General features: G+C 69.1%; 15 protein-coding genes. 8 read left to right on the forward strand and 7 right to left on the reverse strand.

The features are described 5' to 3' along the window. Positions 1 to 12 precede the first annotated feature (12 nt). On the reverse strand, positions 13 to 774 hold the full coding sequence (locus tag FHU35_RS19890; RefSeq protein ID WP_145741949.1) for an SGNH/GDSL hydrolase family protein: 762 nt from the start codon (positions 772 to 774) through the stop codon (positions 13 to 15). Between the two features lie 219 nt (positions 775 to 993). Here FHU35_RS19890 and FHU35_RS19895 point away from each other — a divergent pair, with 219 nt between their 5' ends. Then, complete coding sequence (locus FHU35_RS19895; protein ID WP_246110433.1) at positions 994 to 1896, forward strand: hypothetical protein; 903 nt, start codon at positions 994 to 996, stop codon at positions 1894 to 1896. 1 nt (position 1897) lies between these two features. Here the strand turns inward: FHU35_RS19895 and FHU35_RS19900 are convergent, their stop codons facing one another. Continuing rightward, complete coding sequence (locus FHU35_RS19900; protein ID WP_145741951.1) at positions 1898 to 2704, reverse strand: SAM-dependent methyltransferase; 807 nt, start codon at positions 2702 to 2704, stop codon at positions 1898 to 1900. Between the two features lie 356 nt (positions 2705 to 3060). Between FHU35_RS19900 and FHU35_RS19905 the strand changes: the two genes are divergently transcribed. Beyond that, positions 3061 to 3666 carry a glycoside hydrolase family 25 protein gene (locus tag FHU35_RS19905; RefSeq protein WP_145741953.1) on the forward strand — a complete coding sequence of 202 codons (606 nt, stop codon included), beginning with the start codon at positions 3061 to 3063 and terminating at the stop codon, positions 3664 to 3666. A 169-nt stretch (positions 3667 to 3835) separates the two neighbouring features. On the opposite strand, the gene FHU35_RS19910 is transcribed toward FHU35_RS19905, so the two are convergent. Both FHU35_RS19910 and FHU35_RS19915 read right to left on the reverse strand, forming a co-directional pair. Next, positions 3836 to 4903, reverse strand: a complete 1068-nt coding sequence (locus FHU35_RS19910) for a hypothetical protein (protein ID WP_246110434.1) — start codon at positions 4901 to 4903, stop codon at positions 3836 to 3838. 165 nt (positions 4904 to 5068) lie between these two features. Further along, entirely contained in the window at positions 5069 to 5752 is a 684-nt protein-coding gene (locus FHU35_RS19915) for a C39 family peptidase (RefSeq protein ID WP_186459515.1), read from the reverse strand. A 1155-nt stretch (positions 5753 to 6907) separates the two neighbouring features. Between FHU35_RS19915 and FHU35_RS19920 the strand changes: the two genes are divergently transcribed. Next, positions 6908 to 8344, forward strand: coding sequence for an amino acid permease (locus FHU35_RS19920; protein ID WP_425474158.1), 1437 nt, complete (start codon positions 6908 to 6910; stop codon positions 8342 to 8344). A 62-nt stretch (positions 8345 to 8406) separates the two neighbouring features. On the opposite strand, the gene FHU35_RS19925 is transcribed toward FHU35_RS19920, so the two are convergent. Then, the gene (locus FHU35_RS19925) at positions 8407 to 8847 is read right to left on the reverse strand and encodes a nitroreductase family deazaflavin-dependent oxidoreductase (RefSeq protein WP_145741959.1); all 441 of its coding nucleotides are present in this window, start codon (positions 8845 to 8847) and stop codon (positions 8407 to 8409) included. Between the two features lie 84 nt (positions 8848 to 8931). After that, positions 8932 to 9651 (reverse strand): LysR family transcriptional regulator substrate-binding protein, encoded by a 720-nt coding sequence (locus FHU35_RS19930; RefSeq protein ID WP_145741961.1) that lies wholly within the window; start codon positions 9649 to 9651, stop codon positions 8932 to 8934. Positions 9652 to 9693: 42 nt separating this feature from the next. Here FHU35_RS19930 and FHU35_RS19935 point away from each other — a divergent pair, with 42 nt between their 5' ends. The 3 genes from FHU35_RS19935 (at position 9694) to FHU35_RS19945 (ending at position 11628) form a co-directional block, all read left to right on the forward strand. Next, positions 9694 to 10104, forward strand: a complete 411-nt coding sequence (locus FHU35_RS19935; protein WP_145741963.1) for a DUF5997 family protein — start codon at positions 9694 to 9696, stop codon at positions 10102 to 10104. A 56-nt stretch (positions 10105 to 10160) separates the two neighbouring features. Next, entirely contained in the window at positions 10161 to 10625 is a 465-nt protein-coding gene (locus tag FHU35_RS19940) for a hypothetical protein (protein WP_145741965.1), read from the forward strand. 103 nt (positions 10626 to 10728) lie between these two features. After that, on the forward strand, positions 10729 to 11628 hold the full coding sequence (locus FHU35_RS19945) for an AurF N-oxygenase family protein (protein ID WP_145741968.1): 900 nt from the start codon (positions 10729 to 10731) through the stop codon (positions 11626 to 11628). A 4-nt stretch (positions 11629 to 11632) separates the two neighbouring features. Here FHU35_RS19945 and FHU35_RS19950 read toward each other — a convergent pair whose 3' ends face one another. Continuing rightward, positions 11633 to 12322 carry a TetR/AcrR family transcriptional regulator gene (locus FHU35_RS19950; protein ID WP_246110435.1) on the reverse strand — a complete coding sequence of 230 codons (690 nt, stop codon included), beginning with the start codon at positions 12320 to 12322 and terminating at the stop codon, positions 11633 to 11635. 105 nt (positions 12323 to 12427) lie between these two features. Between FHU35_RS19950 and FHU35_RS19955 the strand changes: the two genes are divergently transcribed. Then, positions 12428 to 13330 carry an AurF N-oxygenase family protein gene (locus FHU35_RS19955; protein ID WP_145741973.1) on the forward strand — a complete coding sequence of 301 codons (903 nt, stop codon included), beginning with the start codon at positions 12428 to 12430 and terminating at the stop codon, positions 13328 to 13330. 10 nt (positions 13331 to 13340) lie between these two features. Then, positions 13341 to 14810, forward strand: a complete 1470-nt coding sequence (locus tag FHU35_RS19960; protein ID WP_145741975.1) for an FAD-dependent oxidoreductase — start codon at positions 13341 to 13343, stop codon at positions 14808 to 14810. Positions 14811 to 15052: the final 242 nt, after the last annotated feature.

Here is a 15052-nt window from a genome sequence, read left to right on the forward strand (position 1 = left end):
ACGTCCCCTTCGTCACGAAATCTTCTGCAGAGAGGCACGTTTGGCGATTCGTCCGTCTCCGGAGGAGCGGCCGGTGATCCTCCGCCAGAGCCACGGCGCCAGGAACACCGCCGCCCAGCGGAGCTCGGCGACGACCGTCCGCACCGGACCGGGCGCGGGCAGCGGCGGAAGCGGGTCGCTCCAGGACTCGTCCGCGCCGGGCAGTCCGAGCGCGTGCCCGAAGCCGTCGGCCAGCAGCGCGTGCCCCGCGGGGTTGAGGTGCAGGCGATCGCCGCTCCAGATCCGCCGGTCGGCGCAGACCGGGTGCTGGTCCGCCTCCACGACGGCGGCACCGTGCTTCGCGGCGATCTCGCGGATCCGGGCGTTGAACTCGGTCAGCCTGGGCTGGCGCGCCCGCGCCATCGGGGCGATCTCGCCGATGTCCGGGTAGGTCACGGTGGCGACGTGCGCTCCCGCCTCGCGCAGAGCGCTGACCATCTCCTCCAGGTGCGCGGCGACCGCATCGGCGTCGTACTGGCTGCTCAGCACGTCGTTGAGACCTGCGACGACGGTGACCAGGTCGGGCTCGAGCTCCAGAGCGGGCCCGAGCTGCTGGGCGCGCACCTCGCCGATGAGCCGTCCGCGCACGGCCAGGTTGGCGTAGCGGAAGTCGGGATCGAGCCCCGCCAGCTTCTCGGCGAGCCGATCCGCCCAGCCGCGCAGGCCGCGCCGGTCGTCGCCGTCCCCCACGCCCTCGGTCTGGCTGTCCCCGATCGCCACGTACCGCACGTACATGCCTCGCCTCCCTGCGTGGTCGACATCGTCCTCGTGGCACAGCAAACCACTCGAGGGGCGAAAGGACGCGGACCGTACCGGGTTTCACCGACGCGCGACCGAGGCCCCGCGGCCGGTCGGCGGTTTCGCAGAGTCACCTCTCGCGACGGCGGGTAGTCGTCGGGAGTTTTTGCTCATGCGGCCAACCGGCGTAAGCGCGTGTGTGTCATCGTCACACCCATGGGGACCGAGGTATGGGTGACGTGGATCCCGGCCGTCCTGGCGCTGGTGGCCGCCGGGGTCTCCGGCTGGCTGCTGTGGTCTGCCCGGAAGACCGCTGAGGAAACCACTCGGCGCTCCGAGACCGTGCGCCGCATGACGGCGGCGGTCGAGGCCAACGCGGAGAAGGCCAACCACGCCGCCACCACCGCGACCGAGCAGGCCGAGCGCGCCTGGGAGCAGGTGAAGCTGTCCCGCAGCCAGCTCGACGAGGCCCGCGAGGAACGCCACGCCAGCACGCAGGCCGAGCAGTGGGAGTGGGCCTACGCGCTGACCACCGCCGCTCGGGAGCTGGTCAACAGCTGCCACGAGCTCATCCGCATGTCCCTGGACACGCAGGTCGCCCCGCACTACCGCACCGCAGCCGACCGGCACTACCGCCAGGCCGGTCAGCGCTGGCAGGACACCATGATCAAGGCGATCGCCCGCACTCAGCCGCCGCTGGAGATGCAGCAGCAGGTCGCCACCTTCGCCGAGGTGCACCAGCGGCTGCACGGCCAGCTCGGCGTGCTGCTGCGCGCCGTCGAGACCAACACGCTCACCGAAGGCGACACGCTCACCAAGCAGGTCCACGGGATGCGCCACGAGCTCAACAACGCGCACCGGAACCTGCAGCGCATCGTGAGCACGAGCTTGTCCGCTCCGGCGCCCCAGGGCACGCAGACCAACGGCACCGCGGCTCAGGCCGGCCCGCCGCAGAGCAAGGCCGCCCAGATCAACGCCTCCCAGCAGACCCAGCTCACGCCGGCGGTGCCGCCGAGCGCGGGCCGGACCGACGGCGCCCAGCAGCCCACGCAGAACCGGGCGCTGACCCCGGCGGAACCCCCGACGCAGCAGCTCGGCAACAGGCCGACCAGGAGCTGACTCAGGGCTTGCGGGCGATCCCCGCGTACATGGCGATGTCGGCCTCGGGGACCTCGAGCGATGCGGGGTCGTCGGGCCGCCACTTGTGCATCTGGACGACACCGGGGTCGACGAGATCGAGGCCGGAGAAGAAGCGCTGAGCGGTCGCGTACGTCCGGAACTTCAGCGTCTCACCGTGTTCGCGGTACGCGCGGCGGACCTCCGCCAGCAGCTCGGGGGCGTAGTCGTCGGTGGCGATCGTGGCGGCCACGTAGCTGCCCGACGGCAGCACGTCGACGATGCGGCGCACGACGTCGAGCGCCTCGTCGTCCTCCTCGATAAAGTGCACGACCGCGATCAGCATCAGACCGATCGGCCGGCTCGGGTCCAGGGTGTCCCGGAACTCCCGCGAGTCGAGGATCGTGTCGGGATCGCGCAGGTCGGCGTCGACGTAGGCCGTGCTGCCCTGACCTGAGCGCGACATGAGCGCGCGAGCGTGGGCGAGCACGATCGGGTCGTTGTCGGTGTAGACGACGCTGGCTTCCGGCGTCACCTCGTGGACGACCTCGTGCAGGTTCGGCCGGGTCGGGATGCCCGTGCCGATGTCCAGGAACTGCTCGACGCCGCATTCGGTGGCCAGGAACCGGCCTGCGCGGTGCATGAACTCGCGGTTGGCGCGCATGTGCACCGGCAGCGCGGGCCAGACCTGCTGGGACGCCTCCGCGGCCGCGCGGTCGACGGCGTAGTTGTCCTTGCCGCCCAGGATGTAGTCGTAGATCCGCGCGCCGTGCGCCACGTCCGTGCGCAGGTCTTGAACGCCGTCGCTCATACCGCCCCTCCCGAAGACTCCAGCCGGATCGTGTCAAAGATCAACAGCCCGGTCCACGCGTCCAGCGCACCACGAAGGTCACGATAACCGCGTTCGCGCCGCCTGCCGACGGCCCGCAGCCGCGGCTGCGCCGGGCGGCCGCAGCGACCGATCGCAGGAGCACCAATCGCGACTGCGCCGTCCGGGTGCTCCATACGTGGGAATTCCAGGCGTTCACCCCACAGGGCGATCCGTTCTTGAGACCGTGTGCCCAACCTGGGTTGATCACCAGCGCAGCCGACCGTCCGGCCTGGGGAACACCGGCGGTGCCCTCGCGAGCGTTGCGCAACCCGAGCACAACAGGATTGAGGGGCCCCATGGACTACGGAATCGACATCAGCCACCACAACGCCGTCGACGACTGGGCTGCGGTCCGCGGCAACAACATCACCTTCGCGAGCATGAAGCTGACCGAAGGGCAGACCTGGGTCGACGACGCCGCCGGAGCCCACGTGGGCGGAGCGCGCGGCGCGGGCATCGCCACCGGCGGTTACCACTTCGCCCGCCCCGGGGCCATCGACCCGCAGGTCGGGCACTTCGCCTGGTGGATGGGCCAGCACGGCCTCAAGGAGCCGGGCAACATGTGGCCGATGCTCGACATGGAGGATTCCGAGATCGCCGATCCGAACACCTTCATCCCCGAGTTCATCCGGCTGCTGCGCATCGCCACCGGCGTCCGCGGCGTGCTGGTGTACGCGAGCCTGAACTGGTTCCAGAACATCATCGACCCGAACCTGTGGGCCGGCGACGACGTTCTGCTGTGGATCGCCCGCTACAACGGCGACCCGGGCAACCCCGGTTGGTCGCACCCGCGCCTCGCGCTGCACCAGCACAGCGACGCGGGCCAGGTCCCCGGCATCCCCGCCGGTGTCGACCGCAACGCCACCGTCGGCGGCTACACCCAGGCGGCGTTCATCCTCTGACCCGCACCTCCGGCCGGATGCCCTCGCCACCAAGACCGGTGGCGAGGGCGTTCTCGTCTCGCACCCCGTTTCCTGGGGTGGGGGACGTTTTCATGAGAACTTCCCCCACCCCGGGAAGCAGAACGGCACCCGCCCGGAAGTTCCGGTCGGGTGCCGCGGGCAGAACGCCTCAGCCGTTGTGGATCGAGGCGAACGGCGCCGAGTTGATGTCGGACCCGGCGTTGCCGATGCCGAGCAGGTGGCCGTCGACCTCCGCTCCGGTGAGCGGAGCACCTTCGGCCGGTCCGGCGACGGCCTGCCAGGTGGTGCCGTCGTAGCGCAGCGGACCGGAGTCGGCGAGGTTCCAGAGCGCGCCCTCGGCGTGGACGAACTCGCCGGGCACACCCGCGTCCGGGTCGGGCGCTTCGCTCCACTCCGCGCCGTTCCAGTGCAGCAGAACGGGTTCGGTCCGCTCGGGCTGGTCGTAGACGTGGGCGGCGGCCGAGACCCACACGTCGTCCGGCGCGTGAGCGGCCACGTCGTCCACCCGGAAGTAGGCGCCCTCGGGCATCTCGACCGGGGGCACGGGCACCTCGGTCCACGCAGTTCCGTCCCAGTGCCACGAGAGCGGGGCGGATCCCCTCGTGCCCACGATCCACAGGTCGTCCGGGCTGCCGCCGATCGCGTTCACCGCGGCGTCCTGGGCCGATGCCGGCAGCGGCAGGTCCTGCCAGGAAGCCCCGTCCCAGCGCTTGGCGAAGCTGTACTGCCGGGATTCCTGGCCGTCGGCGAATCCCTTACCGATGCTCCAGACCTCGTCGCCGGCCACGGTGACGTCGTCGGGCCGCACCCGGGTCGCCCCCGGGACCTCCACCGGGACCTCGTTCCACGCGGCACCGTCCCAGTGCAGCAGGGCACCCGCGGTGTTCTTGTACCCCCAGCCGATCGTCCACGCGTCGTTCGGACCGACCACGGCCGAGGACACCAGCCGGCCGACGGAGGGCACCGGGACCTCCGCCCAGCTCCCGTCGGCGCCGCGGCGGTAGGCCTGGGAGGTCGACGAGGTGCCGCCTGCCTGACCGAACGAGCCGAACGCCCAGGTCTCGCCGTTGCCGCTCGATGCGGTGGAGATGATCGAGGAGACGTCCGGCCGTTGCGGGAACGGCTCCGACGTCCACGTCTCCTGGGCACTCGCGACGCCTCCCACCAGCGCGCTCGCCGCGGTGAGCGCGGTGATGATCGCAGTCCTCTTCAGCACGGTCTTCCCCCTCCGATTGGTCGCACCACCCAGCAGACGCCGTGAACCACGACGAGGTTGTCCTGCCCGGTGCGCAAAAATCGCTGCGGCGGCCTCCGCTTCCGGAGACCGCCGCAGCGATGTTTTTCGCATCGGACCAGGCGGGGAGGCCTGGGGACCGACTGATCAGGACACGTAACCGCGCTGCTTCACCAGCGAGGTCAGCTGGTCGAGGCTCAGCCAGTACTCCTTGTTGCCACCGAAGTTGGCCGGGTCGGCGATCTTGACGTTCTTGTGCTCGGCGTCGTACCCGACGACGGACACGTAGTGGTAGATCGTCTGGCTCGACGGGTACCCGGGCGGCTGGTTGCCGGGCTCGGCCACGATGTTGGCGACCATGGCCTTGCCGTCGTCGATGCTGCGAACCGTGTCGTTCCACAGCTCCTTGCTCATCTCCGGGGACTGCTCACGCTCGCTGAGGTCCTTGGCCACGTAGTGCGCGCCGGTCGGGGCCAGCAGCTTGTTCAGGCCGTCCGCGACCTGACCGACGTGGTCGGTTCCGTTCTCAGTGGTGCGCAGGGCCTTGGCCAGCTCGGCCTGGGAAGGCAGGTCCCCGGTCTTGCTCGACATGGCGATGCGCGTGGCGGCGGGGCCGCACCAGTAACCGGTCAGCTGCTTCTCGTAGTTGACCGGCAGGGTCTTGGAGGCTTCCCGCGGCTTGACCTCCGCGGGCTTCTTCTCACCCTTGTGCTCAGCCTTGTCGGCCTTCGGGGCGGCCGGCGCTGCGGGGACAGCGGCGGGGCTCAGAGCAACGGGGGCGTGGGCTTCGGGGATTGCCGGGGACAGGGCGGCGGGGGCGGGGCTCTGCACACCAACCGGTTGCGTGGCAGCGTCAACGCTGTGCGGGGTCGATGTTTCGGCGCTTGCCAATGCACCGAGGCCCAGTGCTGCGGCCAATCCGACGGGGACAACCGCAACTGCGAGCCGGGGCATCTAGGTCTCCGTTTCAAGGCGGGATCATTACAACTTCATATCCTTACGCCAAGCGACGATCCTTTAATGGGCTGAATGGAGCAATCTAATGAGGCCCGCACCACCATCTCACTCCGCGTCACCTGATCGTCTCCCCAGGTCACAGGCACAACGGACGATCACGCCGAAGCGATCGACTTCGCCGCTGAAAAACTGTCCGTGAACGGCCGGGCACGCAATGCGATAACTGCGTAGCGAAATGCGAACCGGCAATTGACGCAGCGTGGCCGAATAATGTTCCCGGCGAGTAATCAGTCGAATACTCGTTGTCGACTCGGTGACCAGCGTCACTTTTCCGCCGCGTGTTCCGCCCGGGTCCGCGCCTCCGCGTGAGGCGGTCGCGGCCGCTGCGGACGACGTCGAGTGACCGCGGCCACCCCCTCTCGCAGGCCTGGCCGGCCGACTCGCCGCGGGCCGCCACGACGCGTGATGACGGTGCGCGAGGGTCACCCCGGGCCGGGCCGATGACAGCTCCGAGTGACCGACGGTCACGGCCCCCGGCGACGATGGCGCAGACGTCCCGGCAGGCTTCTCCGAGCACCGCGCGTGAGCAACGTCCGCCCGCGCACCGGGATGCGCTCGTGGTGACGAAGCGAATGCGCTCCGAGAGCAATTCGGAACACCCCGAATTGATCCACAGTGAACCTGTTCGTCCGTTTCTTCCCTTTGGTGCGCGGGGATTGCGCGCGGGAAATTCCCATTTGCCGGGCACGCGATGAGGACGAACGCCGATGCGGCACGCAGCTGGACGGCGGAGTCGATCTTTCACCGAATCGCCGAAACAACCGTCCACCAGGGACGACCAGACCTGCGCCACCGCGCGTGGGTTCTGTGAAAGGGGGTTCGCCGCCACGCAGAAATGACTCGTGCGCAACGCGGATGCAGATTCCCGGTGACTAGTATCGCCCCGCCGGATGACCTAGCACCGGCACGAAAAACGCCTGGACGTCGCTTTTCTCCGGCATGTCCTGGTCACGAAAGGACTTGATTTTCGTGGATTCATCGTTGCGGTCGGGGCAGGATCCTGCGCCCACGACCGACGCCGAGGGCTATTCGAAATCGCTCGGCAACCGCCAGGTGCAGATGATCGCTATCGGCGGCGCGATCGGCGTCGGGCTCTTCCTGGGCGCAGGAGGCAAGCTCGCCACGGCCGGCCCGTCGTTGGTGATCGCCTACGCGCTGTGCGGCCTGGCCGGGTTCTTCGTCATGCGCGCCCTCGGTGAACTGGTGCTGTACCGCCCGGTCGCAGGCAGCTTCGTGGAGTACGCCCGCGAGTTCATCGGCCCCTGGGCAGGTTTCGCCTCCGGCTGGATGTACTGGCTGAACTGGGCGATGACCGGCATCGCCGAGATCACCGCGGTCGCGATCTACGTGCACCGCTGGTTGCCCGACCTGCCGCAGTGGATCACCGCGTTGATCGCGCTCGCCGTGCTGCTGGCGGTCAACCTCGTGTCCGTGAAGCTCTTCGGCGAGCTGGAGTTCTGGTTCTCGCTGGTCAAGGTCGTGGCGATCCTGGTGTTCCTGGTCGTGGGCCTGGGCCTGGTGTTCACCGCCACCGACATCGGCGGGGCACCGGCAGGACCGGCCAACCTCACCTCGCACGGCGGCTTCTTCCCCGCCGGCTTCGGCGTCACCTTGATGGCCATGCAGTCGGTGGTCTTCGCCTACTCGGCGATCGAGATGGTCGGCATCACCGCGGGTGAGGCCAAGGACCCGCACAAGGTGCTGCCCAAGGCCATCAACGGCGTCGTGTGGCGGATCGCGATCTTCTACGTCGGTTCCGTGCTGCTGCTGGCGATGCTGCTCCCGTGGACGGTCTTCAACGCCGACGAGAGCCCGTTCGTCACCGTGTTCTCCCGCCTGGGCGTCCCCGGCGTCGGCGACCTGATGAACGCCGTGGTGCTCACCGCCGCCCTGTCCTCGTGCAACTCGGGTCTGTACTCGACCGGCCGGATCCTGCGGGCGCTGGCGAACGACGGCGAGGCACCGAAGTTCGCGGCGAAGATGAACAAGCACCGCGCCCCCTACGGCGGAATCCTCTTCACCGCAGGTGCTTTCGTCCTCGGCGTCATCCTCAACGGCATCGTCCCGGAGCAGGCGTTCGAGATCGCCACGGCGATCGCCTCGCTGGGGGTGGTCGCCACCTGGGCGACGCTGGTGATCTGCCAGATGCGCTTGCGCACCAGGGCATTGCGCGGCGAGATCGAGCGGCCGAGCTACCGGATGCCGGGTGCGCCGTACACGAGCTGGATCACGCTGGCGTTCCTGGCCATGGTGATCGCTCTGATGGGCTTCTCCGACGGCCCCGAGCGGATCGCGTTCCTCTCGATCCCCGCCATCGTCGCGGTGATCGCGCTGAGCTGGTGGCTGATCACGCGCGGCCGCAAGAAGCGCGCGAACTCCGAGCCGATGGCCACCACCGGTTCGTGATCAGCGCGTGACGAGAACGGCTTCCGGGAACGGATCCCCGGAAGCCGTTCTCCCGCTTCAGATCAGGACTCGACGGGCTCCAGCAGGACGACCGGGATGGTGCGGTCGGTCTTGGTCTGGTACTCCGCGTAGTTCGGGAACGCCGCCACGGCGCGATCCCACCACAGCTCGCGCTCCTCGCCGCTGAGCTCGCGGGCCGCGTAGTCCTTGCGCACCGGCCCGTCCTGCAGCTCGACGGTCGGGTTCGCGCGAATGTTGTGGTACCAGACGGGGTTCTGCGGTGCGCCACCCAGCGAGGCGACCACCGCGTAGCGCCCGTCGTGCTCGACGCGCATCACCGGGGTCTTGCGGATCTTGCCGGACCTGGCGCCCTTCGTAGTCAGCACGACCACGGGAAGGCCGTGGATCGTCGTGCCCTCGGTACCGCCCGATCTCTCGTAGGTCTCGACCTGGTCGCGCACGAAATCGGTGGGGCTCGGGGCGTACTCGCCGGTCAACGGCATCGTCGTACCTCCATCGCACAGTCGGGACGTGCTCAGGACAACGCCGGTCGTCCAGGACGCATTCCGCCGGTCACCCGACCGGGGTCACCGGCGACGAGGTGTGCGCCCCTTGCCGGGTGCCGGACCGCGGCGAATGCCGGGCTTGCGCACCTGGCTCTTGGCGGGAGCCTTCTTCTTCGCCTTGGCAGGCTCGGGCTGCTGCTTGCCCCGCGTGCTGTTGACGGTGCGGCCGCGAACGATCCCGATGAACTGCTCCATCAGATCGCTGGTCTCGTCGTCGGTCCAGGTCAGCGCCACGGTGGATTCGGGGGCATCGGTGATCGGCCGGTAGGTGAGGTCCTTGCGGTGGTGCAACCGGGCCAGTGACTGCGGCACGACCAGCACGCCGACCCCGGCCGCGACCAGCACGATCGCGTCACCGGTGGTGGCGGGGCGCTCGACCGCCGGCTGTCCCGGCGGGCGCTGCCAGTCGAGGCTGTCGTCGAGCGGGTGCAGCACCACGTCGTCGGCCAGGTCCTCGGAGGTGACCTCGTCGGCCGCGGCGACCACGTGGTCCTTGGGCACCACGACCACCGTCTGCTCGGTGTAGAGCGGAATCGCGTGCAGGCCGGTGCGATCGATCGGGAGCCGCAGCAGCGCGGCGTCGGCCTCACCGTCGCGCACCAGCTCGCTCGCGCCCTCGTCCGGCACCGGGACGAGGTTGAGCGGAACCAGCGGTTCGCGCTCCTGCCACTTGCGCGCCCACTTGTCGGGCGTGACGCCCGGGACGTAGGCGAGATCGAAGGACGGGGCCGACTCTGTCACCTGCCCAGACTACCGGCCGGAGTCGCCGGTTACGCTGGTCGGATGACGTCGCGCAAATCCGTCCAGACGATGAAGCCCGCCACGGCGGCCAAGAAGCTCGGTGTCCTGCTGGAGGCCACCCCCGCCGACTTCCAGGAGGGCGTCGTCTCGCGCGACGAGCTCAACGCGCTGCAGGCCGAGCCGCCGGAGTGGCTGCGCGACCTCCGCCGCAACGGCCCGCACCCGCGTCCGGTGGTCGCGGCGAAGCTGGGCGTGTCGATCAGCGGCCTCACCCGCAACGGCTATGCGGACCCGCTGACCACCGAGCAGATCAACGCGATCCGTGACGAGAACCCCGAGTGGCTCCAGCAGGAGCGCACCACCCGCGTCGAAGCCCGCCACGAGGACGAGCGCGCCCAGGCGCGCAAGGCCGCCAAGGCGGAGAAGGCCCAGAAGGCGCGCGAGAACTCCTGACCCGCTTTCGCCCGAGAGCCGGACGCGATGCGGCTCTCGGGATTAGCGTCGCGGGCATGACCGGAACCGGTTCCGATCTTCCGCACGTCGACGAGCACTCCACCCCCGTCGCGGCGTCCCCGGCCGCCGCGTTGCGCGCGATCACCCGCGTCGGCGAGAACGCCTTCTCCCCCACCTGGGCCGGCGCCGTGGCGCGGGTGCTGGGGTGCCAGGACACGTCGAACTCCGGCCCCCGACCGCTCGCGGCGGGATCGACGATCCCGGGTTTCCACGTCGTCGCCGCCGGGCCGCGCGAGCTCGCTCTCGTGGGACGGCACCGCTTCTCCTCCTACGCCTTGGTCTTCCGCGTCGACGAGCTGGAGGACGGCACGAGCCTGCTGCGGGCCGAGACTCGCGCGCTGTTCCCGGGAGCGGCGGGCCGGGCGTACCGGACGGCCGTGATCGGGACGCGAGGGCACGTCCTGGCCGTCCGCCGGATCCTGGCCTCCGCCAAGCGGGTGGCGGAGCGGCACGGGAACTGACGAGCGCCACTTCCGCACGAGAAGAGGTGGGGACAGGACGGCCATGTATGGGGTACGTTCGTGTTCCTGTTACTTCTAGTACCACCTAGTGCGGAGGTGCCCGATGACCGCCGTCGATGTTGCCGGTCAAGGCGTGGAGCAGGACTCCCGTCGCCTGCTGGAGTCGTCGCAGACGCTGTCCTACGACCCGACCACCGAGATCGACTGGGAAAGCCCGCTCCCGGATGACCAGTACGGGCTGAACCCGAAGTGGAGCACCCTCTACGGCACGCCGCTGTGGGACGAGCTCACCGAGCAGCAGCGGATCACCCTCACCAGGCATGAGGTCGGCTCGATCATGAGCACCGGCATCTGGTTCGAGATGATCCTGCAGCAGATGATCCTGCGCGATCAGTACGTCAAGGACCCCGCCAACTCGGAGTTCCAGTTCGCGCTCACCGAGATCGCCGACGAATGCCGACACTCCATCATGTTCGCGCGCATCTGCCAGAAGCTCGAACTCCCGGCCTACCTGCCGCCCAAGAACGTCATCGAGTTCGCCCGCGCCTTCAAGAGCCTGGCCGGCGGAGAGGTGGCCTACGCGGGCGCGCTCGTCGCCGAAGAGGTCCTGGACGTGATGCAGCGCGACTGGATGCGGGGCGAGAACGTCCTGGACGTCGTGCGCACCAGCTCCAAGATCCACGTGGTCGAGGAGTCCCGGCACATGAAGTTCGCCCGCGAGGAGACCCGCGCGCACATGCGCGGCGTCGGCACCGCGCAGCGCCACGCCAGCGCGATGCTGGTGTCCGCGGTCGCCTACGTGATCGTGTCCAACCTCGTCAGCCCGCAGGTCTACAAGGCCGTCGGCATCGAACCCCGGCGCGGGCTCGCCGCGGCGCGGGCCAACGAGCACCGGAAGTCCATGCTGCGCAACGCTTGCGCGGGTCTCATGGAGTTCCTGGACGAGGCGGGCCTGCTGACGCGACCGGCGGTCGCGGTCTACAAGCGCGTCCACATGATCTGAGGCCCTATTCCTCGGCCGAATCCCCTTCCAGCAGCGGCAGGTCCGGGTCCATCTCGATGCCGTAGGACTGCAGCGAGCGGTCGAGCAGGCACCAGGTCCAGTCGCAGAGCCAGTCGGTGAGCTCGTCGAGCGTCAGACCGTCCGGGTCCTCCTGCCAGCTGCCCGCGCTGGACTCGACGAGCCCGACGATGCCGAAGGCCAGCGGCTGCATGACCGGGGGCTGAATCCCGAACTGGTCGAGGAAGTGCTGGAAGAGCCCGATGACCTGGCGGGCGATGACCGTCTTCACGTCGGTGATGACGTTCTGCCCGGCCTCGCCGGTCGCGGAGTTCATGCTCAGGTAGCGGTAGAGGTTGCCGTGCTCGGCCAGCCAGTTGGTGTGCGCGCCGATCGCGGCGCGGATCATCTCCCTCGGCGTGCCGCTCGGGTTGAACATCGGCGCGAGCTCGTCGGTGACCATCTCGGCGACGCGCTCGGCGATGGCCGCGCCCAGGTCGCCGGTGTCGTTGAAGTATTTGTACAGCCGTGGCCTGGCGACACCGGCTTCCTCGGCCATCTGCTCGACGGACACGTCGGGGCCGTGCTTGGCGATCGCGTTGCACGCCGCATCGACCAGCTCTTTCCGGCGCTTCTCGCGGTATCCGGCCCACCTGGCGCTCCGGCCGTCCACTTGCCGTGTCGTTGATGCGGTCACCCTCGGGAGTCTATCGGTTGCGAAAAAGGGACTCCGCATCCACGGATATATGGGGTACAGTTTGTTCCTGTTACTTCGAGTACCACTCACTGCGGAGGTGCGCCCATGACCGCCGTCGGCGTTGCCGGCCAGAGCGCCGAGCAGGACTTCTCCAGCCGCCTGCTGGAGTCCTCGCAGACGTTGTCCTACGACCCGATCACCGAGATCGACTGGGACGGGCCCTTGCCCGAGGACCAGTACGGCTTGAGCCCGGAGTGGAGCACCCTCTACGGCACGCCGCTGTGGGACGAGCTCACCGAGCAGCAGCGCGTGACGCTCACCAGGCACGAAGTCTGCTCCATGATGAGCACCGGCATCTGGTTCGAGATGATCCTGCAGCAGATGATCCTGCGCGATCAGTACGTGAAGAACCCCGCCAACTCGGAGTTCCAGTTCGCGCTCACCGAGATCGCCGACGAATGCCGACACTCCATCATGTTCGCGCGCATCTGCCAGAAGCTCGAAGTGCCCGCCTACCTGCCCAGCAAGCTGGTCGTCGAGCTCGCCCGCGGCTTCAAGACCCTCGCCACCGGTGAGGTCGCCTACGGCGGAACCCTGGTCGCCGAGGAGGTCCTCGACGTCGTCCAGCGCGACTTCATGCGCGACGACCGGGTCCTCGACGTCGTGCAGACCAGCTCCAAGATCCACGTGGTCGAGGAGTCCCGGCACATGAAGTTCGCCCGCGAGGAGATCAAGGAGCACGTCCAGGGCAAGAGCAAGCTGCAGCGCCACTTCAGCGCCGCGCTGATCGCCGTGGTCGCCTACGTGATCGTCTCCAGCCTGGTCAGCCCCAAGGTCTACGACTCCATCGGCATGGACCGCAAGCGGGCGGCAGCCGCCGTGCGCGACAACGAGCACCGGAAGTCGCTGATGCGCAACGGTTGCGCCGGCCTCATGGAGTTCCTCGACGAGGCAGGGCTGCTCACCCGTCCGGCGATCGCGCTCTACAAGCGCGTGCACATGATCTGAGCCCACGACGATGACCTACGCGATCACGCAGTCCTGTTGTGCCGACGCATCCTGCATCTCGGTGTGCCCGGTCAACTGCATCCACCCCACCCCCGACGAGCCCGACTTCGGGACCACCGATCGGCTCTACATCGACCCGCGCGCCTGCATCGGCTGCGGCGCCTGCGCCGATGCGTGCCCGGTCGACGCGGTGTTCCCGATCGACAAGCTCACCGGGGAGCTGTCCGTGCACGCCGAGATCAACCGGGAGCGGTTCTCCGAGATCCCGGCGGACCACTCCTGGGGACGGCCGCAGTTCCCGCGATCGCTGCCCACGCACGCGGCGGCGCCGAGCGTCGCCGTCGTGGGCACCGGCCCCGCGGCCGGCTACGCGGTGCAATCCCTGCTGCGCTCCACCGACGCCGAGATCACGCTGATCGACCGGATGACGACCGCGGGCGGGCTGATCAAGTTCGGGGTCGCGCCGGATCACCCGAGCACCAAGCAGATCGAGCACACCTTCGCGACGAGCTTCAAGCACCCGCGGGTGCGCATGCACCTCGGCGTGGAGGTCGGGCGGCACGTCAGCCACGCGGAGCTGACCGAGCACCACAACGCGGTGGTCTACGCCGTGGGCGCGCCCGGCCACCGCACGCTCGGACTGCCCGGCGAGGACCTGCCCGGGACGCTGGCCGCGCGCGAGTTCGTCGGCTGGTGCAACGGTCATCCGGACATCCCCGCCGACGCCGTGGAGCTGTCGTCGGAACGGGTCGTGATCGTGGGCAACGGCAACGTGGCGCTGGACGCCGCACGACTGCTGCTCAGCGATCCCGACGAGCTGGCCGGCACCCCCATCGCCGAACACGCCCTCGCGGCTCTGCGCACCAGCAAGGTCCGCGAGGTCGTGCTGCTCGCGCGGCGGGGCCCCGAGCACGCGGCCTTCACGCGGTCGGAGTGGGTCGGCATCCAGCACCGGCTGCAGGACCGCATCGTCATCGACGGTCACGGCGGCGCGGCGGAGGCGATCACCTCGGCCGAGCACGACTCCACGGCTGCGCTGCTGCGCGGGTTGCCGGTCGAGGACGTCGACTGGGACCGGCCTCCGGCCGAGGACCGCCGGCTGGTGCTGCGGTTCTCCTCGGCCCCGGCCGAGGTCGTCGGCGACCCGCAGGTCCGCGCGCTGCGCGTCGGCGACGGCCCGGGAAGCCGCGAAGTGGAGACCGGGATGGTGCTGTGGTCGGTCGGCAGCCGCGGGGTGCGGATCCCACAACTGCCGTTCGACGAGGAGAGCGGGGTCATCCCGAACACCGGCGGCCGGGTGCAGCCGGGCACCTACGTGGTCGGCTGGGCGAAACGCGGTGCGGCCGGCGGCATCGGCGCCAACCGCGGGTGCGCGTCGGAGACCATCGATTCCCTCATCGACGACGCCACCGCGGGCCGCCTCCACGAGGCTCCCAAGAACGCCAAGTCCTTCAACAAGCTCCTCCGCTCCCGGCGATGACGTCCCTGGAGCACCCCAGTTTTAGTCATAACTGAGTGGACATTTCGGGCACGAAAGGCGCCCAATTTGGACTAAAACTGGGAATTGGTGAGAGAAAGCACCCGATCGGAGACGTGAAGAACCCGATCGAGGGCAGGAAGGATCTGCCGGAGGCGGGAAGGGCACCCCAGTGCGAAGAGAACCGGGGACGCGTGGGTGAACACGCGTCCCCGGTTCTCTCGTCCGTGCGGTCTTCGAGTTGT

Origin of the sequence: Saccharopolyspora dendranthemae, assembly GCF_007829955.1 — a bacterium.
Lineage (GTDB): Bacteria > Actinomycetota > Actinomycetes > Mycobacteriales > Pseudonocardiaceae > Saccharopolyspora > Saccharopolyspora dendranthemae.